At 45.3% G+C, this 25,472-nt stretch carries 22 protein-coding genes; 13 read left to right on the forward strand and 9 right to left on the reverse strand.

Annotated features, from left to right (window positions below):
- Positions 1-321 precede the first annotated feature (321 nt).
- Both GKS34_RS09405 and GKS34_RS09410 read left to right on the forward strand, forming a co-directional pair.
- Positions 322-1,725, forward strand: a complete 1,404-nt coding sequence (locus tag GKS34_RS09405; RefSeq protein WP_317167970.1) for a serine hydrolase — start codon at positions 322-324, stop codon at positions 1,723-1,725.
- Positions 1,726-1,942: 217 nt separating this feature from the next.
- Positions 1,943-2,482 carry a hypothetical protein gene (locus tag GKS34_RS09410; RefSeq protein WP_163384546.1) on the forward strand — a complete coding sequence of 180 codons (540 nt, stop codon included), beginning with the start codon at positions 1,943-1,945 and terminating at the stop codon, positions 2,480-2,482.
- A gap of 149 nt (positions 2,483-2,631) precedes the next feature.
- Here GKS34_RS09410 and GKS34_RS09415 read toward each other — a convergent pair whose 3' ends face one another.
- Positions 2,632-5,766 (reverse strand): DUF5107 domain-containing protein, encoded by a 3,135-nt coding sequence (locus GKS34_RS09415; RefSeq protein WP_163384547.1) that lies wholly within the window; start codon positions 5,764-5,766, stop codon positions 2,632-2,634.
- Between the two features lie 175 nt (positions 5,767-5,941).
- On the reverse strand, positions 5,942-6,439 hold the full coding sequence (locus GKS34_RS09420; RefSeq protein ID WP_240459253.1) for a DUF4168 domain-containing protein: 498 nt from the start codon (positions 6,437-6,439) through the stop codon (positions 5,942-5,944).
- Positions 6,440-6,543: 104 nt separating this feature from the next.
- Here GKS34_RS09420 and GKS34_RS09425 point away from each other — a divergent pair, with 104 nt between their 5' ends.
- The gene (locus GKS34_RS09425; protein ID WP_163384548.1) at positions 6,544-6,894 is read left to right on the forward strand and encodes a Spx/MgsR family RNA polymerase-binding regulatory protein; all 351 of its coding nucleotides are present in this window, start codon (positions 6,544-6,546) and stop codon (positions 6,892-6,894) included.
- Positions 6,895-6,910: 16 nt separating this feature from the next.
- Here the strand turns inward: GKS34_RS09425 and GKS34_RS09430 are convergent, their stop codons facing one another.
- The 3 genes from GKS34_RS09430 to GKS34_RS09440 all read right to left on the reverse strand — a co-directional run bounded on the left by GKS34_RS09430 (position 6,911) and on the right by GKS34_RS09440 (position 10,607).
- The gene (locus GKS34_RS09430) at positions 6,911-7,939 is read right to left on the reverse strand and encodes a metallophosphoesterase family protein (protein ID WP_163384549.1); all 1,029 of its coding nucleotides are present in this window, start codon (positions 7,937-7,939) and stop codon (positions 6,911-6,913) included.
- A 16-nt stretch (positions 7,940-7,955) separates the two neighbouring features.
- Positions 7,956-9,230 carry an amidohydrolase/deacetylase family metallohydrolase gene (locus tag GKS34_RS09435; protein ID WP_317167971.1) on the reverse strand — a complete coding sequence of 425 codons (1,275 nt, stop codon included), beginning with the start codon at positions 9,228-9,230 and terminating at the stop codon, positions 7,956-7,958.
- 204 nt (positions 9,231-9,434) lie between these two features.
- Complete coding sequence (locus GKS34_RS09440; protein WP_163384550.1) at positions 9,435-10,607, reverse strand: 2-isopropylmalate synthase; 1,173 nt, start codon at positions 10,605-10,607, stop codon at positions 9,435-9,437.
- Positions 10,608-10,750: 143 nt separating this feature from the next.
- Here GKS34_RS09440 and GKS34_RS09445 point away from each other — a divergent pair, with 143 nt between their 5' ends.
- Positions 10,751-12,310, forward strand: a complete 1,560-nt coding sequence (locus GKS34_RS09445) for a hypothetical protein (protein ID WP_205602044.1) — start codon at positions 10,751-10,753, stop codon at positions 12,308-12,310.
- A 67-nt stretch (positions 12,311-12,377) separates the two neighbouring features.
- On the opposite strand, the gene rpmF is transcribed toward GKS34_RS09445, so the two are convergent.
- From rpmF to GKS34_RS09465, 4 genes are all read right to left on the reverse strand, one after another.
- The gene (gene rpmF / locus GKS34_RS09450; protein WP_162344242.1) at positions 12,378-12,569 is read right to left on the reverse strand and encodes a 50S ribosomal protein L32; all 192 of its coding nucleotides are present in this window, start codon (positions 12,567-12,569) and stop codon (positions 12,378-12,380) included.
- A gap of 17 nt (positions 12,570-12,586) precedes the next feature.
- Positions 12,587-13,138, reverse strand: coding sequence for a YceD family protein (locus GKS34_RS09455; protein ID WP_163384551.1), 552 nt, complete (start codon positions 13,136-13,138; stop codon positions 12,587-12,589).
- Positions 13,139-13,204: 66 nt separating this feature from the next.
- Entirely contained in the window at positions 13,205-14,227 is a 1,023-nt protein-coding gene (gene pdxA, locus GKS34_RS09460; protein ID WP_163384552.1) for a 4-hydroxythreonine-4-phosphate dehydrogenase PdxA, read from the reverse strand.
- 179 nt (positions 14,228-14,406) lie between these two features.
- A complete protein-coding gene (locus tag GKS34_RS09465; RefSeq protein WP_240459255.1) occupies positions 14,407-15,612 on the reverse strand; it encodes a DPBB and LysM peptidoglycan-binding domain-containing protein in 1,206 nt (401 codons plus the stop codon).
- Positions 15,613-15,807: 195 nt separating this feature from the next.
- On the opposite strand from GKS34_RS09465, the gene GKS34_RS09470 reads away from it, so the two are divergent.
- The 9 genes from GKS34_RS09470 (at position 15,808) to prfB (ending at position 25,324) form a co-directional block, all read left to right on the forward strand.
- Positions 15,808-17,127, forward strand: coding sequence for an NfeD family protein (locus tag GKS34_RS09470; RefSeq protein WP_435380130.1), 1,320 nt, complete (start codon positions 15,808-15,810; stop codon positions 17,125-17,127).
- 182 nt (positions 17,128-17,309) lie between these two features.
- Complete coding sequence (locus GKS34_RS09475) at positions 17,310-18,065, forward strand: lysophospholipid acyltransferase family protein (RefSeq protein WP_163384555.1); 756 nt, start codon at positions 17,310-17,312, stop codon at positions 18,063-18,065.
- Positions 18,062-18,349 (forward strand): Asp-tRNA(Asn)/Glu-tRNA(Gln) amidotransferase subunit GatC, encoded by a 288-nt coding sequence (gatC, locus tag GKS34_RS09480; RefSeq protein ID WP_162419353.1) that lies wholly within the window; start codon positions 18,062-18,064, stop codon positions 18,347-18,349. Before GKS34_RS09475 ends, gatC begins: the two co-directional genes overlap by 4 nt.
- A gap of 14 nt (positions 18,350-18,363) precedes the next feature.
- Positions 18,364-21,138: a tetratricopeptide repeat protein gene (locus tag GKS34_RS09485; RefSeq protein WP_163384556.1), complete on the forward strand. Its 2,775-nt coding sequence runs from the start codon at positions 18,364-18,366 to the stop codon at positions 21,136-21,138.
- Between the two features lie 73 nt (positions 21,139-21,211).
- Positions 21,212-21,928 (forward strand): ABC transporter ATP-binding protein, encoded by a 717-nt coding sequence (locus GKS34_RS09490; RefSeq protein ID WP_290228485.1) that lies wholly within the window; start codon positions 21,212-21,214, stop codon positions 21,926-21,928.
- Between the two features lie 21 nt (positions 21,929-21,949).
- On the forward strand, positions 21,950-22,498 hold the full coding sequence (locus GKS34_RS09495) for a cob(I)yrinic acid a,c-diamide adenosyltransferase (RefSeq protein WP_163384557.1): 549 nt from the start codon (positions 21,950-21,952) through the stop codon (positions 22,496-22,498).
- A 6-nt stretch (positions 22,499-22,504) separates the two neighbouring features.
- A complete protein-coding gene (locus GKS34_RS09500; protein ID WP_163384558.1) occupies positions 22,505-23,572 on the forward strand; it encodes a branched-chain amino acid aminotransferase in 1,068 nt (355 codons plus the stop codon).
- A gap of 100 nt (positions 23,573-23,672) precedes the next feature.
- Positions 23,673-24,140 carry a hypothetical protein gene (locus GKS34_RS09505; RefSeq protein ID WP_205602045.1) on the forward strand — a complete coding sequence of 156 codons (468 nt, stop codon included), beginning with the start codon at positions 23,673-23,675 and terminating at the stop codon, positions 24,138-24,140.
- A gap of 79 nt (positions 24,141-24,219) precedes the next feature.
- A protein-coding gene (prfB, locus tag GKS34_RS09510) for a peptide chain release factor 2 (protein ID WP_435380128.1) occupies positions 24,220-25,324 on the forward strand; the annotation gives its coding sequence in 2 pieces (ribosomal slippage) (positions 24,220-24,270 and positions 24,272-25,324; 1,104 coding nt in all).
- Positions 25,325-25,472: the final 148 nt, after the last annotated feature.

Genomic DNA, 25,472 nt, shown 5'->3' on the forward strand with positions numbered 1-25,472 from the left:
AGATGCCATCACTATATTAATCCGATTTATTGATCTGACTGACGATTTGGAAAAAATTGTAGGCTGCAAGGTTGACTTAGTATCAAGGATGGGAGTCAAGGACAACTATTTAAAATCAATCGAATCAGAGCTAATCCATGTCTAAGCGCGATAACTTACTGCTGTTGAGAGATAGGTAGGTAAACCGACATGTTTGTTAGCGTACGTTTTAAATCAAAAATGCAAATAGGGTGATATTTGATAGGCACGGATTTTTACCGCACATTTTTCATAAACAAATGAATAATGGAATCCCCGTAGAATAAAGAAGTAACTATTTAGGTGAAAGTACCTTATACGGATATTAAAATTTTCAAAAAAAGGCACAAAAACCAACGAATCTTCCGAATAGTATTGCTCGTTGGGACCCCGATTTCACTGTATTTGGTGCCCTGGACGCTTTTGTTTGCCTGGATGGCACCACTACCGAATACAGTTGGGAAAGAAGTAAGGGCTGCGCTGAAACATGATTTTGATGGCATTCTAGTATATGTGGACCGAGAGGGAGCGGACCCGGAGTATTACCCCGCCGGCTGGCATAACCGCGAAGCGGAACTACCCGCCCGTCCCGATGCCTTGTTCAAAATTGCCAGCATAGGCAAACTATACGATGCGGTGCTGATCACTAAATTGATAAGTGCGCAGCGCCTATCCCTGGACAAAACCCTGGTCGATTATTTCCCGGAGCTGCTCGGAAGGATGGAACATGCCGAAACGATTACTATTCACATGCTGGTGCAGCACCGGAGCCGGATCCCCAATGTGACCGATACCCCGGATTTTTGGATCAATCCGCCGAAGAGCAGCGGGGAAGCACTGGAGCGGGTACTGGATTTACCGGCTGACTTTGAACCGGGAACAGCCTATGCCTATTCCAATACCAATTACCTGTTACTAACCGAACTAATCGAAAAGGTGCTGGGCTATGGTAAATTTCAATACATGCAAGAGCAAATTCTGCTTCCATTGGGACTGAAAAATACCTTCGGTTCCCTGCAGGAAGTGTATCCGGAGGAGCTGATGAGTGGATACTACGTAGGCGTGGAGGAAGATATCAAAATGACGGACTACGGCTCCATGATAGCGACCGCCGAGGATGTGGGTATTTTCCTTCGGGCATTAAACGAGGGCTCCCTGTTTACCGGCGATGAGCAGGAGATCTATTCCTCCATAAACGTGTACGAGCATACCGGACGGATTCCCGGGTACCAGAGCACCGCCAGGTACCACAAAGAAATTAACACGGTGGTCATTCAATTCGTAAATACAACGAATTTTGACGGGTACACCTGGAGTTTATCGGAAATTACATTCAATCGGATTGGTAAAATCCTCCCCAAGCGGCTTGGCTCCTGGTCGGAAGCTTGCTCCGGCGGATACGCATTTTTTTTTTTCCGGGCTTCCAACCCGGACAATCCGATTTTTAGTAAATTGAGAGTGCATTTAATGACAACCAATGGTAGCGACCGTATCCCTCATCTTGTTCACCACGTTGACAGGCATCGTGATCCTATTTCAGCTTGGTTTGGCAGCCGGCATGCCCTGGGGAGCGGCATCTATGGGTGGCAAATACCCTGGCAAATACCCGCCGAAAATGCGGTTGGTTGCCATTGTCAATGCGCTGGTATTAGGTGGGATGGTTGCCATTGCTTGGGCAAGGGCGGGTCGGATGTTTCCGGGGCTTGAATCCATCTCATCGGTAGGCATATGGGTGATGGTCGCTTTATTTGGTATCGGAACCATTATGAATGCGATAACGCCCAGTAAAACCGAACGCATCTGGGCACCGGTAGCCCTGCTCCAGCTAACCACAAGTCTATTTCTGGCATTAGACTATTAAGATTCGGACCTTAAATAATTGGCGATCGGAACAGGCCCCCGGAAAAACAGAAAGTAAACGTAAATGGAAAACAAGAATGAAAAGAAGCTGAAAGAAGCATTCCTTCAATGGGACGGTACGCATACGGCCTATTTGAAAAACCTATACCAAGAAAATCGGGAGGATCCGTCTTTTATCCCCATTACCCTTAGCCTTTTTGAAACAGAGGCGGCGGTGGAGGTTTCCAGCAGTTGGGTGCTGAAGCACCATGTGGATCAGGGAGGCACCCTATCGCCCGATCAGGTAGCCCAACTCCTAAATAAATTGGACGGACTTCGTTTCTGGGAAAGTCGGCTTCACCTATTGCAGGTTATCCCAAAAGTCGCCCTGACTGCAGCACAGGCGGAGCACCTGGAACCAACCGTTCGTTCCTTGCTTTCTTCCGAACGAGCCTTTGTGAAAGCCGCAGCATTTGCGGCCTATTTTGAGATTGTCGAACTTTTCCCGGAGCTAAAAAATGAATTTCGTTTGCTCTGTGAGGATTCCCTGGACAAGGTGAGTGCTTCGGTGAGAGTAAAAATCAGACGAATTCTCAAACATCTTCAATCGGAGAAAAACGGCTAAGGCCCGACTTCCAATGGGAGGGAGCGCGTTAGTTCGCACCCAATGCCGGTCCGAAATCGAAAACTTCGAAATCGCCTCTAATCCTTAGTTTTTTTAGTCGGAGACCTGGAAGGACAGGGATATTCCCACCTCAGGATATACGTTTGACCTCATTTTTGAAGATCCCTGCGTACTCCCGCTATCTTTTCCAGTAAAGCTTCCCGGCGATTGCCCGATTTGGATGTGATCGGTTGGTCGACACCAGCGTAAAGCCTACCAATAAAATTCACCGTTTCTTCATTTCCCTCACGTTTGATTTCCTCCCAGAGCGCAACAGCTTCCTCCCTTTTTCCTAAGGCTTCCAGGGCAAATAAAGCCAGCAGTTGCTCGGAGCGGTTAGGGGACATGTCGGCCGTAGCGGCTACTACTTGTTGCATGTGGGACCGGAACGACTCCTCCTGATTTTGGGCTTTTGCTACCAATCCCATCAAGTAATCCTGCATCGTTTCGTTGGTGGTGAAAGGCTTACCTACGCCCAGGTTTTCAGGCCATTCCAAGGATTTTTCTAGTTTAGTGCGGGCGGACTTCCAGCGCTTTGATTGTATGTCTTCCAGGGCTGCATTCAGGTACACCGTCTCAAAAAGCGCTCTGCCTTCTCCGGCACCTTCATAGGGCAAAACGTGGATTTTGGCGAGTAGGTCCATGGCTTTTTTGTATTGGCCCAGACTATTAAGGATCCGGATATAGTCCATTTCCAACACGTAGCTTCCGGAAAACTTCCGGGTGGCATCCCTTAACAAGGATAAGGCCTCCTGGTCATTGCCGTTTTCTGCCTGATATTGGGCTAGATGCTGCCAGTGCCTCCATTGGGAAGGATCCATTTCCCAGGCCTTCTTTAAATCTGCCAAGGGATCTTTTCCTCCTTTTTGATCAAGCAAAAGGGCCCGGTTTAGGTAGAAAGTGGCTTCATCCGCCTTTTCGTCAATTTCGGTCAATAGTTTTGCTGCTTCTTCGGTTTCGTTAAACGCCATTAGGTTAAGCGCCAGGTAATAATCCAGCTTCCAGTGAGGCCTTTCCTGTCTGGCCCAGTTCAACATTTCCAGGGTTTCCTTTCGGTAGGGCAGCACAAAGTCAATGGGCTTGGCTAGCAGGGCGTCCAGGCTCGATTCCTGTTGCTCTTCGTCCAGAAAGGCCATCCAAAGATCCACCAGGGCATGTTCCGGACTTTGTGCCAGTACCTGTAAGGCCTCGGATTTACGGTTATATTTTAGATAAGTGGCGGCTAGTTCCAGGTGGGTCTGGTAGGGGAACTCATTATTTATCAGTGCATGGAATGCTTCCAGTGCCTGTGGTTTTGGGTCGTTCAGGTACTGTTCAAACCGGATAAAGTGATTCAGGGGATCGATGTCCCATAGCTTTTCCAATACCTCCCCAGCTTGCTGTTTTTCTCCGGCCAGCCGGTGTTTGACGGCCAGTACCTGGTAGGCCATGATGTTGTGCACATTAAAATCCAGCGCTTTCCGGGCATAGTCAGATGCTTTTTCCAGGTTGTTTTCGGCCAGATGGATCTCCGCCATGGCCGTGTACGCAGAAGAGCGGAATTCCATGGACCGTGAAGCCCAGCCGTAAGCCTCCAGGGCATCAATGGGTTGGTCCATTGCCCGGTAAATGCTTCCGGCTACAAAATTGGCCTGTGGATCAAAGAAGTCCGTGGCCAGGGGCTGGGCGATTTGTTCCAATGCTTGCTCGTAGCGTCCAAAGCGAAAGAGCAGCTCGGCATAATCAATGTTGGCCTGCTGATGTCCAGGCTCCTGCCGCAGGATTTCTTCGTATTTGGCTTGGGCTTCAGGATAGGCTCTACTGTAATAGTCCTGGCGGGCACTGAAATAAAGTTCCTCAATGGCTGAAAGTGGCTCCGTTCCGGCTTTATCAAAAGAACGGCTCAATTTCATGGGATCTTTGTTTGCCCAGGAATAAACTTTTTCGGTTCCCAGAACCAATTCCAGCTTTTCAAGGGGAGCGTCCAGGGTCAGGTTTTTGGTAATCACATCCATCGGTTGCCCCATTAGAGGAAGGGTTTGTGCCGGTTTGTCGTTGATGTACACCAGCAGGTTTTCCTGTATGGTTTCGAACGGGTTGAAGGACAGGGTAAGTGTTTCGTTTTCCTCCTTGACATGGAAGACCCCTTTCTGACTAACAGCACTGATACCACCTATCTCTTTGACGGGAAACCAGTAATCCATCCAGCGGTCCACGGTATAGGGTGCAAAACCGGCCTTGGTCAGAGGACTAGGCTGTCGGGAGGAGGGCGAAAACTGGTTGAGCATTCTGCCCGCCTGAAATTCCATGTACTGCCCGTTATCATCGGTCAACAGGTCTTCCCAAATACCGCCGGACCGGGAAAGGGCCCATAACCATAATTTTTTTCCCGGCATGTCATCGTAACTGGAAAAATGTCCAAAACCATATCCCTGATCGTGAAAATACCCGCCAAAGTGATTTTGGAAAGATCCCGCCATGTGGTGGGATTTGCTGGAGCCAAAGGCATTGTTGGCATAAAGGCTCACGTCTTTCCCCTCCTGTAGGGGCCAATCCATGAGGGCACCGCTATGTTGTAGGGCGATGTGTCCCGGATAAAAAAACTCCTGATCTTCTCCCACGTGGGCTGCTGCGGTCATCCAATTGTAATAGGGTTGACGCAAAGGTTCGGGATTGTACCAAATGCCTTCCGTCTCGAAATAAGCCTTATCCTTGGGTAAATTGATCTTTACCCGCCATTGCGTTCGGGACGGCAGGTCCATGGTTCCCACCACACAGGTAAGGCTGCCATCTTCATTTTCATAAGTAACGAAATCAACAGGCGAGGCGGTAGAAGGGGAATGGCCGATGATTCCGAAATTAAATTCGATTCCTCCCGAGGTCCAGGGACCGCGCATGGCAATGTTTCGGAATTTGACCACTTCGTTTTCATAAATAAAGTCAAATCCAGTGGATTTCTCCACGGCGCCCCAGACCCTTCCACCGATTTCGGGCATGATGGTGACTTTTAGGTACTCGTTTTCCAGGGTTACCCTATTCCATTCTTTATTGACAGGATCCAAGCTGTATCCGTCGAACTTGAAATAGGGATAGATGTCTCTTTTGTAAGCCAGAGATGGCACCGGACTTGGGTCTGAAAAGGGATAGGTGGTATAGGTGATCGGCTCTTCACTGATACGAACTTCCTGCCCCCAGGAAAGGAACACGGTTAGGAAAGCAGCCGAGGTGAATAGTAGAAATTTCGCGGAAATGGGAGGTGTAAACATGTCTAAATGTAACAAAAACCAGCCTAAAATACCTATAGTAAAGAAGAGGGGGAGTAAAAACAGTAGTACGAACGGTAAGAGAGCTGTGAAACAGTGGCTTCGCTGCCAGAAATTTAGAGCTGAAAACAAAAAAGAGGAACATTTTAATTCCTCTTTTTTTATATTGGTTTCGTTTTTATTCCGGATTTTGCTCTTCCATCATCTCATCCACTTTTTCCTTAACTTTAGGGCTTTGGTTATAAGCGATGGACATTTCCTGAAATTTTTGGATTTCCATTCCGCTGTCCGTAATGTGTTTTTGTAGTTCCTGCTGACTTTCCTGCTGAACTTTCATAATCTCCTGACCGGCCTGATTAAATATGGTAATTTCATCGGGGTCATCGGTGACATCCATGATATTGCCTTGGCGTTGTGCCTGCATCAATGCCTGAAACCGGGGTACTTCCATGCCTTTTTCTTCCAGAATGCCAACCATTTTGGCTTCTACCTCGGCCTGCATGGGAGCAAGTGTTTGATTTATCGCTACAAATTTTTCGTATTCATCATCTGAGAAATTGTCATTGACCTGCTGCTGTGCTCCTTGAGGAAGTTGTTGAGCCAATGTTCCGAAGGCAAAACAAAGGGAAAACAACATGGAAAAAAGCGATACTTTGGATACTTTTGAATAATTCATGATTCAAATTTCTTTATTTGTTAAACTTGTTTCATTTTTAAATTGCAATAAATATTCCAAAAGTAAGAAAATACCTTGTTAATTTACGTTAAATAGGATTTAATATGTCTACTAAAATTTACGGTATTAAAAACTGTAACACAATGAAAAAAACGTTTGCCCTGTTTGAGGAGGCGGGCAAACCTTACGAATTTGTGGACTACAAAAAGCAAAAGCCCGATTCCAATTTACTCCGAAAGTTTATCGACGAGCTGGGGTTGGAGCAGGTGTTCAATAAGCGGGGAACAACCTTCAGAAAGCTAGACGAGGAAGCCAAATCCGCAGCCGAAAACAAAACTTCCGCCATCCCTTTGTTACAGGAAAAAAGCAGCATGATCAAAAGACCCATTATCGTTTTTGAAGACGGCAGCATACAGGCAGGCCTGGACGAAGAAAAAATCCAGGCAAAATTTTAAATCCAATTGGTTTGGTTTAAGTGAATTTCAGGTGTTCCTGACCGTTCATGGGCTGAAAATTTACTTCCAGGTATCCCCCGGCAGCATTGGGATGTGTCAGGAATTGGGGGATGCCCTTCACCCAATCTACTGTTTGCCGATGAATGTGGCCTGCAAAAACACCCAGCAAATTTGGGCTTTCGAATACTGCCTGATGGAAGTCCATGGTGGTTTGGCTATGGCCTTTTTCTGGCCATCGTTGCCTTCTTTCCAATTCATAGTTCCGGTCGTTGGCAGCGTTGTAATCCGGGTGACCGCATCCGTAACCCAGGCTTCGGGCTGGAGCATACAAGGGAATATGCATCATCAATACCATGGGTAAGCCTTTGCGAACCTGCTCTTCGTAAAACTCCAGTTGCTCGGGAAGGATTTCATAATAGCTGTTATCGATGTTGACAAGGTTGATGCCCTTTACCTCTACCGCATACATCAGTGGATTTCTCCCCTTATAGAGGGGTAACAGGCGTTTTTGTAGCCAGGTTTCCCGAAGCTGGTGTAAACTTCCCTCCATGCCTTCGTAATGCCAGTCATGGTTTCCACTTGAATAAAAGTAGGGAATGTCCAATGCGTCAAGCCTTTCCAGGGCCCATTCGATGGCTGCTTCGGACGGAAAACTAAACAGGTCTCCTGTAAGGGTAATGGCATCCACATTTACTTCTTTAGCCACTGCCAGGGTAGCTTCAAAAGCCTGCTCTGGGTTTGTAGTCTCCCCGGTTAGGAAATGCTTTGTTTCATTGTAGGCTCCAGCCATCCGCTTGCTATATTGGCGGTAAGGCTTACCTCGCTCATCGTCCCGCCAGAGGTGGGTGTCCGTCACATGCAGGATAGAAAGGGCCTGATGGAGGTTGGGCACATGGTAATCGATTTTGTAATCATTAATCCCCACGGTAAAAGCCTGGTTTTTGTAATCGGCGGCTTGAGTAGTGGCCTGAAGATTCTCATTAATACCCAGGGCGATTCCCGCTGAGAGTGCGCCGGCTTTTTGGAAGAAATGTCTCCTTTTCATTGAATTTTCGGTTAATCTACTCGTTCCAGAGAGGGGCTGTGAGTCCATTCAGGTCCCAAACCACTTTTCCTGCAAGAATAGTGAGTTCATTTTCTATTTTCTGGCTACCCATCATTTTACCTTCACCGGTTTTTTCTGTAAAGCCAAAATCACCTTCCAATACATTCAGAATGGCAATATCCGCCTCCGCTCCTGGCGTTAAGTGTCCCAGATCCGGCCGGTTGATTACCTGCGCAGGAGTCCAGGTAGAGGCGGTGATTACCTCGTTGAGGTTCATGCCCATGTTCAAAAACTTGGACATGACGTTGTTCATATTTTTCATTCCACTCATGATGCTGCTCATGTGACTATCGGTGCTGATGGTGTTGGGTTTAAGTCCCTGCTCCATGGCAGGAATGGCATGCTTGAAGGCAAAACTAGAGCCCCCATGTCCCACGTCATAGACAATGCCCCTTTCCTGAGCCGCTTTGACAAAAGGACGGAGGTTGCCTCCTTTATCTACAATGGCTTCCCTGCCAAAGCCTCCTCCGCCAAAAATATGGGTGTAGATGTCACCGGGCCGGAGTTTTTCCATAAATAAGGTTTCAAGAGAAAGGGGAGGGTTGGCGCCTCCAAAATCCACCATTACTGGGATGTTGGCTCTTTCGCCAGCTTCTACCAGCCTATCAATCTGCTCCCATTGATGTCCGGAATAATGCGCCACCTTTATGCCTACTATGTGTTCGGGGTATTGCCTGGCCACCATCGCGGTCATTTTAGGGTCCATGTCGTTGAGATTTTGCTCGTATGGAGAGCCCTTCATGCCGTGGCCTACAATGTTCAACATGGCCAGTACCCGGGTTCGTACCCGGTCGATTACCTGCTCTTTAAACTGAATAAAATTCCTCCAGCCGGACCCACCGGTGTCCACTACGGTAGTCACTCCGTAAGGAAATGTAAATCCATCCGGGTGAATGGAACTGTACCCACTGCTGTATTGACCATAAGGGTCCAATCCGTAAAAATTATGCGTGTGAATATCTACCAGCCCAGGGCATACATAGAGCCCGGAGGCATCAATTACCTGTCCTGCCAGGTCGGCAGCAATGTTTTTTTCGACTAGCGCCACCTCATTGCCAGCGATTGCAATGTCCATGACCTCATTGATTTTATTTTTGGGATCCATTACATGACCTCCTTTGATAAGTAGATCGTATTGTTGCGCTGTAGCGGTGAGCATGCAACCTAACATCAGGAAGGCTGTCAGGTATTTTTTCAGTCCAAGTTGTTTTTTTTTATTCCACATTTTCATGAAAGTACGGGGTTAAAATCTGTTGGATAATTTAACGCATAAAAGCAGTGGAAACAAATGTTTTTTTAAGGGTGGGGCAGGACCTTTTGAATGGCAGTAGACGCCAGGAGGCTTTTTCTTCCGGAAGGCTTGGGCTCAAAAAGGGAGTCCTGACGAGTAAGAATAAAAAAATGGGGAAAGCTCCCCATTTTTAAAATTTAGTAATCAGGCTTCCTGATGCTGTTGGACCCCTGCCTCTCCAATAATCGAATGAATGTCCTCATCCAGTATTTCCTTTTTGATATCTGCATGATCAAGGAATACCTTGTAAACCTTGTCCAGTTCAAGCTTGGTTAGCTGATAGCCGATTTTATGAGCCCGGTAGGCCAGGGCGGCCCTTCCGGATCGCGCGGTGAGGACGATCATGGATTCGGTCACGCCTACTTCCACCGGATCAATAATTTCGTAGGTTTCGCGGTTTTTTATGACGCCATCCTGATGAATTCCAGAGGAATGGGCAAATGCATTGATACCCACAATGGCTTTGTTGGGTTGCACCAGCATACCCATCCTTTCAGAGACCAATCGGCTAATGGGATTCAGTAATTTGGATTGGATTTGGTTGTGCACGTTTAAGCGGGGATGTTGTTTCATGATCATGGTCACTTCCTCTAAAGAAGTGTTACCGGCTCTTTCTCCAATACCATTGATAGTACATTCTATTTGTCGTGCGCCATTCATGACGGCGGCAATGGAATTGGCAGTGGCCAGACCGAGGTCATTGTGACAATGGGCGGAAATCACCACGTTTTCAATGCCCCTTACATTGTCTACCAGGTATTTTATTTTTGCCCCATATTCGTCCGGCAAACAGTAGCCGGTGGTATCCGGTATGTTCAATACGGTAGCTCCGGATTTTATCACTGCTTCGCATACCCTTGCCAGGTATTCATTATCTGTTCGGCCGGCATCTTCAGCATAAAATTCCACATCTTCCACAAATGTTTTGGCGTAGGCAACGGCTTCCGAGCCCCATTCCAAAATGCGTTCGCGGTTGCTTTTAAATTTGTATTTAATATGGGAATCCGAGGTGCCGATGCCGGTATGAATTCGCGGTCTTCTGGCAAATTTCAGTGCTTCTGCGGCGGTTTCAATGTCTTTTTTTACACCCCGGGATAGTCCGCAAACGATGGGTTCGGTCACATGTTTCGATATTTCTACTACCGACTTAAAATCTCCCGGGCTGGAGATAGGGAATCCTGCCTCAATCACATCTACTCCCAGGGCTTCCAGTTGACGGGCAATTTCGATCTTTTGAGGTGTATTTAGTTTGCAACCCGGGACCTGCTCTCCATCTCTAAGGGTTGTGTCAAAGATCATTACGTGATTCTCATCCATGCTTGTGTTGGTTTTTTTATGGAGATTCAATGTAAAACCTTCGTCTTGCTCCCTAAATTCGATTAACTTTATATGTCCGATACCTGATTGAATTTTAAATTATATAATAAATTGAAAAACAAGACTTTATAGTCTATTTATATATGATGTCCAATTTTAAAAAAGATTCGCTGTTTGATTTAATTTCCAGCCTGTCTCCCTCAGAAAAGCGAAATTTCAAACTTTTTACCAAAAGGTTGTCCTCTAATCAGGATGCAAAATTTCTGAGGCTATTCGAGACCATGGAAAAGATGGATGGTTACGACGAAGGGCAGTTGCTTAAAAAAGTACCTGTGTCTAAAAAGCAGATGCCAAATATGAAGGCACATTTGTACAAGCAGCTGCTGACGTCCTTAAGGTTGTTGTACGCGGACCGAAACGTAGAGCTTCAACTCAATGAGCAAATTGATTTTGGGCGGATATTATTTAACAAGGGTCTCTACATGCAGAGCCTGAAAGTATTGGACAAAGCGAAGCAAATGGCGGCGCAATACGGGCTGGATACGGTGATGCTGCGAGTGGTGGAGATGGAGAAGGTGATCGAATCGCAGCACATTACCCGGAGCATCCGAAACAGGGCTGAATTACTAAGCGAGGAATCCTCGCGCTTATCCGAAAAAGTGGATCTGAAAAATCGTTTTTCCAGTCTTTCGCTTCAGTTATATGGAATTTACCTCAAGACAGGTTATATCAAGGACAGGGAAGGAAGGCTCATGCTGGAGAATTTTTACAGACACAACATGCCTGCATATGATTTGTCTTCTTTAGGATTTTATGAGAAAATGTACCTTTACCAGGCTCAGGTTTGGTATTTTCATATTATTCAGGATTTCCCCTTATGTTACCGGGCAGCGCAACATTGGGTTGATCTATTCCATGATGCTCCTCATATGATCAAGGTGGCCACTGGGAATTACCTGAAGGCCTACCATTACCTGCTAGACACCCTTTTTTATTTAGGGTACTACGATCGGTTTTCAAAGGTGCTGGAAGAATTTCGCGATAGCCTCGAAAGCAGTAATTTTGTGATGGATGACAACAGCAGAATCCTTGCGTTTTTATATTTGTATTCCAATCTGGTCAACATTCATTTTTTGAAGGGAGAATTTACCCGCGGGGTGGAAAAAGTAGTTCCAGCACTGCTGAGGGACATAAAACCTATCCGGAATAAACTTGATATTCACCACCTGATGGTACTGCATTACAAAGTGGCCTGTTTGTATTTCGGAAATGGTGATAATGAAAAGGCTATTTTTTACCTGGATCAGGTTATCCAAAACAACCAGGATGGATTGAGGGAAGATTTGCAGTGTTTCGCCCATATTTTGAAATTAATCGCCAGTTACGAAGCGGGTCAGGACGAAAAGCTGGATGTTCAGATCCGGAACGTGTATCGTTTTTTGATTAAGATGGACGATTTACATCAGGTCCAGAAGGAAATGGTACGGTTTGTACGAAATTTGAGCAGAATTTATGACCATGAACTGAAAAGCGCTTTCGTCGAACTGCTGGAAAAGCTGAAAATCTTTGAGAACCACCCCTACGAAAAGCGGGCTTTTTTATACCTGGATATCATTTCCTGGCTGGAGAGCAAAATTGAAAACAGACCAGTACAAGAGGTAATCAGGAAGAAGTTCCTGAAAAAAACCCAACTCGAAAAATAGATGGTACGAAAAAAACTGCCCTGGAAAACCTGTTTCCTGGGCAGTTTAAAAAGGAATACCTGGGAAATCAGGCCAAAACCTCTTTTTCTATGATAACCTGACCTTTGTAATACAATTTGCCGTCCAGCCAAAAAGCCCTGTGGGGCAGGTGAAATTCACCCGTGGTGGGGCATTGTGCCAGACCTGGAGCATTTAATTTATAGTGCGTCCTTCTTTTATCTCTTCTGGTTTTGGAAATTTTCCTTTTAGGATGTGCCATATCTATGTGATTTTAGATTATTCGTTATTTTTAATATTTTTCAAGGCCTCCCAAAATGGGTTTTGCTCAGCCTTGCTATTGTCTTCTTCACCATTTTCCTCTCCTGCCTCGTACACGATCCATCCATCATTTTCGTCTACCTCATCTTCATCGATAAGGTGATCCGGATGAATCTTCTTTGCCGGAATGGATAGTAGAATGAATTCGTAAATCAACTGTGCGACATTGATTACCTGAGTATCCTTTGTAATCAGGAAAATTTCATCGTTAATTTCCTTTTCCTCTTGCCCGTATTTGTAGACAATCTTGTGGGATACCGACAGCGGATGGTCGAACTCTTCCAAACTTCTGTCGCAGGTAAGACGAACGGTGCCTTCCAGCTTAAAGTCCGCCTCTATTAAATTTATTCTTTTATCAAGTAAAACATCAACACCGATATCAGCACTATGGATAACTTCTTTGAGGTTTTCAAAATGATCCATGAACGCTTCATCTACTTCAAAGTGAAACGCATGCTTCTCTTCTTTCAATCGGATGATGTCAATATCGAACTTCCTTATGAATTTCATCTTTTGAATTAAGACCGCAAATTTAGGGATAAATTTCTGTTTTCTAAAATATTGCCTCTAAATATTTTAATCTTCGAGGTCCCAGTCACCTTTTCGTTTGATGATGTCATGGGCCAGGTATATAGCTGCGCGCATGGATCCTTCGTCTGCTGCATTTTTACCGGCAATGTTGTAGGCGGTGCCATGGTCCGGACTGGTACGGATAATGGGAAGCCCGGCAGTAAAATTTACGCCCGAATCAAACGATACCGTTTTGAACGGGACCAGACCCTGATCGTGGTACATAGCCAGCACCCCGTCGAATTTCTTTTGGTGCATCATGCCAAAGAACCCATCCGCAGGATAGGGTCCAAAGACCAAATTGCCCTTGTCTTTAAAATCTTTGACTACCGGCTGGATGATTTCTTGTTCTTCCAAACCCAAAAGCCCCTCTTCACCAGCATGTGGATTTACACCCAACACAGCAATTTTTGGTTTGGAAATGCCAAAATCCTCCTTCAAAGACTTGAGCATGATTTTTAGTTTGTCTTTGACGGAAGCTGAAGTAATAGAAGCCACTACCTCCTTTAGTGGAACATGTCCTGTGACCAATCCAATGCGCATGTCCTCGGAGACCATAAACATCAGGCTTTTTGTTGCTTCAAAGGCATCGGTTAGGTATTCGGTATGTCCAATAAAGGGAGTTTCTTCGCTATTTATGTTGTTCTTATTTAGCGGAGCGGTTACCAGGGCATCGAGCTGATCCGCTTTTAGGTCCACAATCGCCTGATCTAATGCTGCCAGTGCCATTTTTCCAGCTTCCCTTGTTTCCACGCCTGGGGTTACCTCTGGCGACTCCTGTACCACGTTGATCACATTGGTCTTTCGGTGATGAATGTCTTCAATGCTTTTTATTTGCATAAAATTGAAGTCATTCATATCCAGCATTTTTCGGTAGTAGGTGATGGCTTTGCCATGGCCGTAGATTACAGGCGTAATCATTTTTTGCAGGCGGCTGTCCTGAAGGGCCTTCATGGTGACCTCAGCGCCGACCCCATTTATGTCTCCGATACTTATGCCAATAACGGGTTTATTTTTTTTTATATTCATTTTCTATCAAACCTGTTTGTCCAACTAATCAACGATTTCCTGCAATTTAACCAATTATACTGAATCAGGGCATTTCCGATATGGCGGAACGAGTTGTTGCCTTGGCAAAAGAGTTAAAATGAAGATTGAATTGCATGAGGAACGGATGCAAAAATAACGGTTAAATTATTTAGAGGCCATTAATAAGCCACCTCCACCCTGAATCGGGAATTTACCGCTTTCAATTGGTCAAAGGCGGCTTTGGAAACTTTGATTATCAAGCGGTTGTTGTCGCCCGTCTCCGGCAATACACCTACCACTCTTGCAAAAACAGTAACATCATTTTCTTCATTTCTGATTCTCATGATTGTTCCCACAGGAGCTGTACGGTGGAGTACCAGGTATTTTTTGTGATTTCCGGTACCTTCAATCACCTCTGCCTGTCCACTTTCCGTAACGTTTTTAAAGGCTGTGGATGCTCCTACATTGGAAGGGGTGTTGGAAACGGATGTAGCTCCTCCTGGATCGGGGGCAGGTCGGTTGGGGGTAGTAGTGCTTGCCGAAGGCTCTGGATTTACAGGCCTTGAAGGGCCCGGAAGCTGGCTGACCGGAATTTGGGCGTTGGTCTCTCTTCCTACTTTTAGGGTTTGACCAATTCGTAAATTATTAGAGGAAAGGCCATTCCACTGGATCAGGTCTTCCACTTTTGAATCGTACTTTTGAGCAATGGAAAATAGCGTTTCCCCCTGCACTACCCGATGAGAAATCCAATTCCCCGTAGTGGACACCAGTGGTTTGCTTTCAGTGGTGGTGTTGGAGGCACTTCTGTTTTCTTTGGGGGCTTTTTCAGGCTTTCGTGCCGTCTTACTATTGGAGTTGTCTGGTGCGGGAGTAACCGCTTCATTAGTTACCGCAACAGTTTGATCCGCCATTTCTACCGTTTCTTCAATTTTTTCACTGGCAACGGGCTTTTGTTTTTCCTCCAACCCCTTGATGATCAAAGATTGTCCCACGCTGATATCCGAACCTTTAAGCTCATTCCACGCCATCAGGTCTTCTACTTTGGAATCGTACTTTTGGGCAATAGAAAAAAGGGTTTCACCGGGAATCACCTGATGAAGCTTTGCTCCTGCCGGCAGAGCTAGTTTTTCCACGAACGGCACCCTTATTCGCTGTCCTATTTTGAGGCCGGCTTTTAGATTATCATTACTTTGGACAATATCTCCTACGGGGGTATTGTACCGCCGGGAGATTCCAAATAAGGTCTCCTGAGGTTCAACCTGATGAATAATGTAGGATTTTCCCCCTATTCGTTCTATCCCTACGGAGTCAATTTTTGTCAGCACGCTTCCCCTGGAAGGGATTGCCATACTGATCATCCCCAAAATCAAAATCCAGCACTTCATTTTAAAAACAGTTTTCTGACAAGTATTTACCAACATTCATGCAAATTTGATATTTATTTTATCAATTGCAACACCATTTTCGTCCAATGGAAACATTGATCGTTTTTATTGGTATATTCAAACGGGAAATATAAAATAGAATATTAAATGAAATTGATAATTAGTTCATTGTTTTATATCGCTGGTTTTTTTTCAATGGTGCACCTCTCTTTCGGTCAGAATGAGGAGCAGACGGATTCGGTAAAGCTGGTGTATGTCCTTGAAATGAAAAGCGATATTGATCCGAGGATGAACCGAAAGGTTACCCTTGCTTTGGAAGATGCCAGGGATAGAAATGCAGCCATGATTATTGTCCACATGGATACCTATGGGGGAGCTGTGACTGATGCCGATGAAATCCGGACATTGTTTTTGGAGTCAAAGATCCCCATTCATTCTTTTATTGATAAGGATGCCGCGTCAGCTGGGGCTTTGATTTCGATTGCCTGTGACAGCATTTACATGGCCAGAGGAGGAAGTATTGGTGCGGCGACGGTAGTAATGGGTGGAACGGGGGAGGCAGCTCCAGATAAATACCAGTCTTACATGCGATCCATAATGCGGAGTACCGCCGAGGCCACTGGCAGAGACCCGCGAATAGCTGAAGCCATGGTGGACGAAGACCTGGAAGTAGAAGGGATTTCCAAAGCGGGTGAAGTCATTACTTTTTCCGTTTCCGAGGCCATTGCCAATGGGTTCTGTGAGGCAGAAGTGGCCTCCATAGATGAAATTATTGAACGAAACGGGCTAGAAAACTACGAAGTGTATCAATACGAGCCCTCAGTGGCGGAGGACATTATTGCTATTTTTCTCAATCCTGCTGTCAGCGGGTTTTTGATTTTGGTGATCTTTGCTGGTATTTATTTTGAAATACAAACACCGGGTGTTGGCTTTCCTTTGGCCGCCAGCGGCATTGCGATGGTTTTATATTTTATTCCTTATTACCTGACTGGTTTGGCCAGCAACCTGGAAGTAGTCATTTTCATTGTGGGAATAATTTTGCTGGCAGTGGAGGTGTTTGTCATTCCAGGCTTTGGCGTATTTGGGATTCTGGGTATCATTTGTGTATTGGCAGGTCTGACTATGGGCATGCTGCCCAACGAGTTGTTTGATTTTACCTTCGTTAGTTCAGGAAAACTCTTCACGGCGTTGCTAACCGTCATTTTGTCGGTAATTGTTTCTACCGTATTAATTTTCAGTCTTACCCCAAAGATCAATCAATGGGAAAGTTTCAGCAAGATCTCTCTGGCTGACACACAACAGAAATCGGAAGGATATACCTCCTCTTTTTACAGTAACGATCTGTTAGGAAAACAAGGTGTTTCGCACACCCGGCTTATGCCCAGTGGAAAAGTACTTATTGAAGATGAAATTTACGATGCCTATTCCCGCGGTGAGTTTATAGATAGGGGGGAAAATATTCAGGTAATCAGCACGGAGGGGACTTCTCTCAGGGTGAAAAAAGTACAAGCCTGAAAGCGGTTAACTCAGGATTAAACCGGCCCATACGGCAGGGGTCCCGAATTTTTCTTTATTTTCGAGACCCAAACAAACCCTTTTTTCTATGATGAAATCGAGCATGACGAAAACGTCACACAGTGGTATGATTATCAATCATGCGAGATTCCATGTGACCATTAAGAAACAATTATAGACACATGAAAGTTATTCAGAGGCTTTATTCCATTTACGGATCCATAGTTTTTATCCTTACTTTTTTAGTTTTGCTTCCTGTTTTTGCTTTTACCATTGAGATCTCTGGGAAAAAAGCCAGGGGAAGAAAGCTCAATCGAATTTGGTCTACGGTGTTTTTTGGGATGCTATTGTTCAAAGTGAGAATGGAAAACCTACACCATTTTAAAGGAAAAGGTCCTTTTGTAATTGTAGCCAATCATTTTTCTTACCTCGATATTCCAGTTTTAGGTTTAATTCCTTTTGACCTGATATTTATTGGCAAGAGTTCTCTGGGAAAAGTACCTCTTTTTGGGTACATGTTTAAGAACCTACACATTGCTGTAAATAGAAATAGCCTGAAAAGCAGAGGTGAATCAGTACAGAAGGCGAAGGACGCCTTGGATCAAGGAAGTAGCGTGGTTTTTTTTCCAGAGGGTGGAATCTCCAGCAGTAATCCTCCAAACATGGCCCGTTTTAAGGATGGGGCATTTAAAGTGGCCGTGGACAAACAAATTCCGGTAATTCCTATCACTTTATCCTACAATCACTTAATTTTGCCCGATGACGGCCGGTTTTTATTGCGGTACAAACCGGTAAAAGTAGTTATACACCCCCCCCTTTCGGTGGAAGGTTTGGGAATCCGGGATGTGGGGGAACTCAAAAAGAAATGTAATCGCATTATCCAGGAGCAATTGTGGAAAGACAATAAATCCCTGAAAGTAAAAACGAACAGCAAATGAAGTTGGATATTAATTCGCTAAAAAAAATTGCACATCTGGCCCGGTTGGAGTTTGATGAAAGTGGTGCAAAAAAAATGACCAGGGATATGACCCAGATTTTGGATTGGGTAGAGAAATTAAATGAGCTGGATACCTCTGAAGTCGAGCCCCTGATCACCATGTCATCAGAGGAGAATATCATGCGTGAAGACAAGGTGGGAACGCACCTGGACCACGAAAAAGCCCTTAAAAATGCCCCGCAAAGAGATTCTGATTATTTCCGGGTTCCGAAGGTAATGGAATAATGCGTCCGGATGGCTTGGTAAAAATTATTTATTTAACCCTGGTGGTTATTCTTTTCATTGCAGGGATAGCTTCGATGGTTTTGTATTTTTGGGATATTTCTCAACTCCCGATTCGCACGATCGTTCGAGCTGAACCCCTAACCGTTCCTCTGGATAGTTTCTATACCGGAACAGATTCCCTTTCCCTCACTACGCAGAACATACTGCTCATAGAAGAGTACGTATCCGCAGCTCCCCTTTCCTTCCCTGAATGGAGCCAAATCATGGGGTTGCTTATCTGGCTGTTGTTTCTCGTTTTCGTCTGGTTGCTAACCATGCTTAAACGAAACGCCTTTCTGGTGGGCGCGGGCTTGCTCATTTTTTTGTTGACCATCAGTGGTGTGAATAGTCTCAACATAGCCGGAATAGGTAGTAATTTCGGGCTGATAATCGCGTTGCTTTGTTTGCTGCTACCGGCAGCGGCCATACACCTTTTTTTTGATGACCTGTCCGTCAACAAGCGGGCGATGGTCATTTTTGGATTAGGCATTGCCTGCCCGATCCTGTTGATTTATTTTGCCAATGCCCCTTACCCAACTTTATTATTTTCTGAAAATACAAGTCTTATGGCGCTGGCCATTGCCGCTGGGTTTATGCTGTATATAGGGAATGCGATTCTCACCGGAGTGTTTCTTTTTTTGGGAAAACTGAATGAAGGGGTAGGAATAAAAATGGCCTGGCATTTTGGCGGCATTGGTTTGCTATACCTCTTACTTTTGGGATTAATGTTGTTGGATATAACAGGAAGTTTGTCGGGTTGGCCACTGCCCCCGTTTCAGGTACTTTTGATGGTAGCCGGTATCGTCGGCTATCCGGTGGTCGTACACAAAATTAAAAACACTCCGCAGCCCTTTGGACCCGATTGGGTAGGAAAGGTTTTTTATCTAACCGCATTTTCCATTTGCCTGCTGGTGCTGTTTAAAGGGATGGGTACTGTAAATAGCCCCATGGTGGATTTTTTGAACCATGTTTTTATTTATAGCCAATTAGGATTCGGATTGTTGTTCTTTCTTTACGTTTGGGTGAATTTTTCAGGAATAATCAACAGCGGTAAAGCGATTGGAAATATTTTGTATAAACCGCCGTTTTTCCCCTTTTTCCATTTTCGCCTGGGAGGAATATTGAGTTTATTGATATTTTTGGTATATGCTGATGGTATTGTAGCCGTTCAATTCAGCACAGCCTCTACCCAGTTATCCGCGGACTACTATTATGCCAGTCAACGACCCGTAGAGGCGACGGTGTTGTATGAGAATGCCTTTGAACGATACCGTGAAAATGATAAAGCCCTACTTGCCACTGCGCATTTGTATTTGAGTCAAAATCAACCAACGCTGGCATTGAACACCTTGGTGAGGAGTTTTGAAGAAAATCCTCAGGTAGCGGATATCCTATTGCTGAGTCAGTTACTCGAAAAGCGTCAACGCATCAATGAGGCTATTTTTTATTTGAAGAAAGGCTTGGAATTTTATCCCGCTAGTACCCATCTTTCAAATAACCTGGCCCTGATCTATCATGGGATGAACCGCGGAGGCGATGCATTGGCCATTCTGGATAGCATGGAAGTAAGAGGAGAGGTAGAATATCTTAACCAGCTGGCAGTAAAAATAGCTCAGGGAAAGGCATTGGATCCATCTGAGGAATCAGGATTTTCTCTGAAGCATCACATTAATAGGTTGGCTTATGCCAATGCCACAGGAGCAACTGCGCCCAATGTCTTACCGATGGACACTCTAACGGAGGCTGGCAACCTGATCAACAGGGCCCTTCTGCGTAACCAGTTAAGCACCCGATTTGATCCGGATATGGAGGATAAATTCAGGGAGACTCTTCGGAGGCTGTCAGAAGGGCAGCAACTTGATTTGTCCGTTGAGGAAAGTATCAGGGAATCCTGTTTATTGTTGGAGTTTCGGGTAGGCGATGTGAACGAATTGTTGAAGCAGTTAAATGGGATGGCGTTCCGCTTTACCGGTAACGCAGGTTATTACCATTCCTTTGCCGGTTGGGTACTTTCCAGGGAGGGAGATTTTGAAAAAGCAGCCATCGAATGGAAACAGGCAATGTTAAAAGGCTTCGCCCGATTCACTCCGGCTCATTTGCCTTATCTTTACTTTGGGGGAATGCAGGAAGAAGCCAGGTTTATTTCGGGAACTCAAAATGTGAATTACCCGAGTTGGATGCGGTTTGACGGAGAAGGGAACTTGGTGTTAAATGACACGTTGCACTTTTACCAGACCTTGGCGAGATTACCTGAAATGCTCGGGAAAGAATTGCTTCCCGCTTTGGATAGTTTGCAAAGCCAGCACTTTAGGTCGTATTTGGCAAAAGAAATAGTGCTCAAAAAGGGACACTGGTTAGAAAAGGAAACGTTGGATAATTTGCTGCTATTGGCAATTAATGCTGAAACATCCGAAGTAGAAATAGGGTTTATAAGGAAGTATGTAGAAAAAATACAGGGGGAACAACCCACTGACTGTAATTCTCTGGATTTACCAGAAGTAGGCAATCCCTATTGGACGCCCATGGTGTTGGCGTCGATCAAAAATGTATCGGAAGCAGAGGAAAGTTACCGGTTGTTGCAAGAAGCCAGTCAATTTAACAAAGATCCCTTGCTCTGGATTGAATTGGTAAAATATTGTCGAATTATTGGATTGGACCAATACGCCAGCCGCAACCTGGCGATAATGTCAGAATGGATAGGACAGGAAGACCTTACCAGACTGCAACTGGAACATCTAAGAATCCATTAGTATAAATTAACGTGCCGAATTCCTGTTTTTACCTATAATCTCCTATCTTCACATTTTAAAATCCTTTGTTATTATGCCAGAGATCATCAGAACCAAAGAATTGCAAAAAATTTACCGGATGGGAGCCGAAGAGGTTCATGCATTGGAATCTGTCAGCATCGAAGTAGACAGAGGAGAATATGTGGCATTTATGGGACCTTCCGGCTCAGGAAAATCCACCTTGATGAATATTATCGGTTGTTTGGATACGCCTACTGTCGGGAATTATATCCTAAATGGGAAAGATGTGAGTGATATGGATGAAAATGAATTGGCCGAAATACGGAACAAGGAAATCGGATTCGTTTTTCAGACCTTTAACCTTTTACCTCGGGCCACTTGTCTGGATAATGTGGCTTTGCCCTTGATATATGCTGGTTTCAAAAAGAAGGACAGGGATGAAAAGGCCTTCCTTGCCCTAAAAAGTGTTGGACTGGATGATAGGATTCACCACAAGCCCAATGAACTTTCCGGGGGACAAAGGCAACGAGTGGCGATTGCCCGTGCCCTGGTCAACGACCCGAGCATCATCCTGGCAGATGAGCCTACCGGAAACCTGGATTCCAAAACATCTTACGATATCATGGATTTATTCCATGAATTGCATCAAAAAGGAAATACCATTATCATGGTAACCCATGAAGACGATATTGCTCACTATGCTCATAGAGTAATCCGCTTGAGAGATGGACTGGTGGAATCAGATGAAACCAATCCCAACCCTACCGTAGTGGATAAGTCAATCGTCTAAACCTTTCCAGTCTTTGAATCGATGAAGATATACACAAAAACAGGAGACAAAGGTCAGACCTCTCTTCTGGGAGGTACCCGGGTGAATAAATCCCACCTTCGGATTGATGCTTACGGTACCATTGATGAGTTGAACGCTCATTTAGGTTTCTTGAGAGATCAGGATGTCAACCAAAAGCGGGCAGAAAAACTCAGCATCATACAGGACAGACTTTTCGTGGTTGGTGCCATGTTAGCTACCGATCCGGAGAAAAATGCGGTAAAAATTCCGCACCTTAAAAAGGAAGACGTTCTGTTTCTGGAAGCAGAGATAGACCAGATGGAGTCCGGTTTGCCTCCATTAAAGAATTTTATCCTCCCTGGCGGACATCCGGTGGTATCTTATGCCCATATTGCCAGGACTGTATGCAGAAGGGCAGAAAGGGCAATTATTTTGTTAAGCGAGTCCTCCGCTGTGGATGAGTTAATTCCCGAATACATCAACCGGCTATCGGACTACCTGTTTGTTTTGGGCCGGCAACTGGCACTGGAGTTACAAATTCAAGAAATCACCTGGCGTCCAGCGAAATAAATGAATATGAACAAGACGTTATCAATTACCGTTACAAAATCGCAGCGGTCCAAATTATCTGAAACCGATTTTGATACATTGGCCTTTGGCCACATTATCAGTGATCACATGTTTGTGGCAGAATATGTCGATGGCGAATGGGGAAACATGAGAGTGGAGCCTTATGGTCCATTGGAGATTAATCCTGCCAACGCCACCCTTCATTACGGTCAATCCGTTTTTGAGGGACTAAAAGCGTACCGAAATGAAGCCGGTGAAATTTTGGTTTTTCGTGGAGATGCCAACCAACGAAGGCTTAACGAATCTGCCTTTCGGATGTGTATTCCGGAGGTTCCGGAGGAGGTTTTCATGGAAGGTATGCGCAAGCTTTTAGAAGTGGATAGGGAATGGGTGCCTAAAAATCCCGGTTATTCCTTATACATTCGTCCATTTGTTTTTGCTGACGATGATTACCTGGGCATTCGCCCGTCCCGTAAATACAAGTTCATCATTCTCGCTTCACCAGTGGGGAAATACTACGCCAAACCGGTGGCAGTAAAAGTAGAGACTCAATTCTCCCGAGCTGTGGAGGGTGGGACTGGAGCAGCCAAAGCGGCGGGTAATTATGCCGGATCACTTTTTCCTGCCCAAAAAGCTCAAGATGAAGGATACGATCAACTGCTTTGGACGGATGGAAAGACCCACCAATACATCGAAGAGAGTGGTACCATGAACGTCATGTTTGTGCTTGATGGGGTCCTTGTTACTGCGCCTACCACCACGGGCACCATCCTGAAAGGTATCACCAGAGATAGCGTATTGACGTTGGCAAGAGATATGGGCGTTTCGGTGGAAGAGCGTTTTTTATCGGTCGCCGAATTGGAAGAGGCACTCATTTCAGGAAGACTCGAAGAGGCCTTTGGCACCGGGACGGCAGCTACAGTGGCTTTTATTCGACTGATCAATATTCACGGAAAGGACTACCTGTTGCCGGAAAAACCCGCCGATGCGTTTTCCAATCGGGTATTGAAATCCCTGGACGATATCAAGTATGGAAAGGTTCCGGACACCTACGGATGGATCAGGAAATACTGAGATGAATTTCGAATGTTTTAAACCAATTCAGGTATCCATTCCAATACTGAAGTCAATCCTTCTTTTGCTGTTGCTTTTGGGGCTTGTTAATGTACGCATTTTGGGACAGAACTACCTGATCCTTCAACGAGGGGCCAACCAAAAAACCCGTCTTGTTTATGAAGAGGGGGATCAACTGGTGTACCTGCAAAAAGGATTGGACTATTACATACAGGATAAGATCCGGGAAATCAGAAGCGATATCCTTGTTTTGGAAGAAAATGTTCTTCAATTGGGCCAGATAGAAGCGATTGATATTCGGGAAAAAGACGAAAGAAATCGCACCTTGGGTAATTTGAGTTTGCTTCCCATGGCTGCAGGCACCATGCTCTTGCTTGCCTCAGGCATCAACAGTTTATATGCCGATGGAAAAATCGAATATAGTTCCGGAACCTTGATTACCGGTGGGGCCTTGATTGGTGCGGGGTTGATACTTCAGCCGCTGAGGTACAAGCGATTCAGAATAAAAGGGAGAAATAAGATTCAGATCATTCCGCTGGAGGATCTGGAAGAATCCGAAGGAACCTAGCTTGTTTCGCTCCAGGAATAGGTAATGCGTTAGGGAATTACCAAATTTGTACGATAGTTAAACCATAAAAACAAAGAATATGACATCAGATCAGTTGAAAGACTTGAAGGCCCGCGTTTTGGCCTTGAGGAGGTATCTTTGACTTCGACCGGAAGAAAAAGGAAATAGAAGAATTTGAGGCCGTTTCCGCACAGCCTGATTTTTGGAACGATCCCGCTGAAGCGGAGAAAGTAATGAAACAGATCCAGGCCCGGAAATCATGGACAAATCAGTATGAAGCTGTTGATTCCGGTATCCAGGATCTGGAGGTGTTGTGGGAATTCTACAATGCCGGCGAGGTATCCGAGGAAGAATTAAAAAAGGACTACGAAAAGCAACTTGGGAAGGTAGAAGATCTGGAGTTGAAGAAGATGCTTAGCGGGGAAGAAGACCAACTGAGTGCCATGTTGGAAATCAACCCGGGAGCAGGTGGAACGGAAAGTAATGACTGGGCCTCCATTTTACTGCGCATGTACATTATGTGGGGTGAAAAGAATGGCTACAAGGTGAAGGAAGTAGATTTGCAGGAGGGAGAAGTGGCCGGTATCAAATCCGCCACCCTGGAATTTGAGGGTCCTTTGGCTTATGGTTTTCTAAAGTCTGAGAGCGGTGTACACCGCCTGGTACGTATTTCTCCGTTTGACAGTGGAGGCAGGCGACATACTTCATTTGCTTCCGTTTATGTGTACCCGGTAGTGGACGATACCATTACCATTGACATCAATCCTGCCGATGTGGAATTTCATACTTCCCGATCCGGAGGAGCAGGAGGCCAAAATGTAAACAAGGTAGAAACCAAAGTTCAACTGACCCACAAGCCTACGGGGATCGTGGTTGTCTGCCAGGCGGAACGCTCCCAATTAGCGAATAGGGAAAAAGCCATGCAAATGTTAAAGTCCAGGCTTTATCAAGTAGAAATGGAGAAAAGAAACGAGGAAAGAGCTAAGGTTGAGTCAGGGAAGATGAGAATTGATTTTGGCTCCCAAATCCGGAACTACGTTTTGCATCCCTATAAGCTGGTAAAAGATGCCCGAACCGGACACGAAACCTCTGATGTGCAGTCCGTCCTGGATGGAGGGCTAAACGATTTTATTAAATCTTTCTTGTTGGCACAAAGTGAAGAAGAGGCGGAAGGTAATTCTTAAGTATGAGCAATTCAGGTAAGGGCAATTTATGAATTGCCCTTTTGCTTTCCCCCTAGTTCATCACAATTTCATCGACCATAAGCCATGCTTTGCTTCCTGCGGCTCCGTGCCAGGAGGGCAGTCGATCCACGGGTTTGGCCAGTAGCTT

This window comes from Cyclobacterium jeungdonense, assembly GCF_010994275.1.
Classification (GTDB): Bacteria; Bacteroidota; Bacteroidia; order Cytophagales; family Cyclobacteriaceae; genus Cyclobacterium; species Cyclobacterium jeungdonense.

Excerpts from the sequence above, each read along its gene's own strand:
- GKS34_RS09410 (WP_163384546.1), top strand. The coding sequence starts at position 1,943 with ATGGAAAACAAGAATGAAAAGAAGCTGAAAGAAGCATTCCTTCAATGG.
- GKS34_RS09415 (WP_163384547.1), bottom strand. The coding sequence starts at position 5,766 with ATGTTTACACCTCCCATTTCCGCGAAATTTCTACTATTCACCTCGGCT.
- GKS34_RS09420 (WP_240459253.1), bottom strand. The coding sequence starts at position 6,439 with ATGAATTATTCAAAAGTATCCAAAGTATCGCTTTTTTCCATGTTGTTT.
- GKS34_RS09425 (WP_163384548.1), top strand. The coding sequence starts at position 6,544 with ATGTCTACTAAAATTTACGGTATTAAAAACTGTAACACAATGAAAAAA.
- GKS34_RS09430 (WP_163384549.1), bottom strand. The coding sequence starts at position 7,939 with ATGAAAAGGAGACATTTCTTCCAAAAAGCCGGCGCACTCTCAGCGGGA.
- GKS34_RS09435 (WP_317167971.1), bottom strand. The coding sequence starts at position 9,230 with ATGAAAATGTGGAATAAAAAAAAACAACTTGGACTGAAAAAATACCTG.
- GKS34_RS09440 (WP_163384550.1), bottom strand. The coding sequence starts at position 10,607 with ATGGATGAGAATCACGTAATGATCTTTGACACAACCCTTAGAGATGGA.
- GKS34_RS09445 (WP_205602044.1), top strand. The coding sequence starts at position 10,751 with ATGATGTCCAATTTTAAAAAAGATTCGCTGTTTGATTTAATTTCCAGC.
- rpmF (WP_162344242.1), bottom strand. The coding sequence starts at position 12,569 with ATGGCACATCCTAAAAGGAAAATTTCCAAAACCAGAAGAGATAAAAGA.
- GKS34_RS09455 (WP_163384551.1), bottom strand. The coding sequence starts at position 13,138 with ATGAAATTCATAAGGAAGTTCGATATTGACATCATCCGATTGAAAGAA.
- pdxA (WP_163384552.1), bottom strand. The coding sequence starts at position 14,227 with ATGAATATAAAAAAAAATAAACCCGTTATTGGCATAAGTATCGGAGAC.
- GKS34_RS09465 (WP_240459255.1), bottom strand. The coding sequence starts at position 15,612 with ATGAAGTGCTGGATTTTGATTTTGGGGATGATCAGTATGGCAATCCCT.
- GKS34_RS09470 (WP_435380130.1), top strand. The coding sequence starts at position 15,808 with ATGGTGCACCTCTCTTTCGGTCAGAATGAGGAGCAGACGGATTCGGTA.
- GKS34_RS09475 (WP_163384555.1), top strand. The coding sequence starts at position 17,310 with ATGAAAGTTATTCAGAGGCTTTATTCCATTTACGGATCCATAGTTTTT.
- gatC (WP_162419353.1), top strand. The coding sequence starts at position 18,062 with ATGAAGTTGGATATTAATTCGCTAAAAAAAATTGCACATCTGGCCCGG.
- GKS34_RS09490 (WP_290228485.1), top strand. The coding sequence starts at position 21,212 with ATGCCAGAGATCATCAGAACCAAAGAATTGCAAAAAATTTACCGGATG.
- GKS34_RS09495 (WP_163384557.1), top strand. The coding sequence starts at position 21,950 with ATGAAGATATACACAAAAACAGGAGACAAAGGTCAGACCTCTCTTCTG.
- GKS34_RS09500 (WP_163384558.1), top strand. The coding sequence starts at position 22,505 with ATGAACAAGACGTTATCAATTACCGTTACAAAATCGCAGCGGTCCAAA.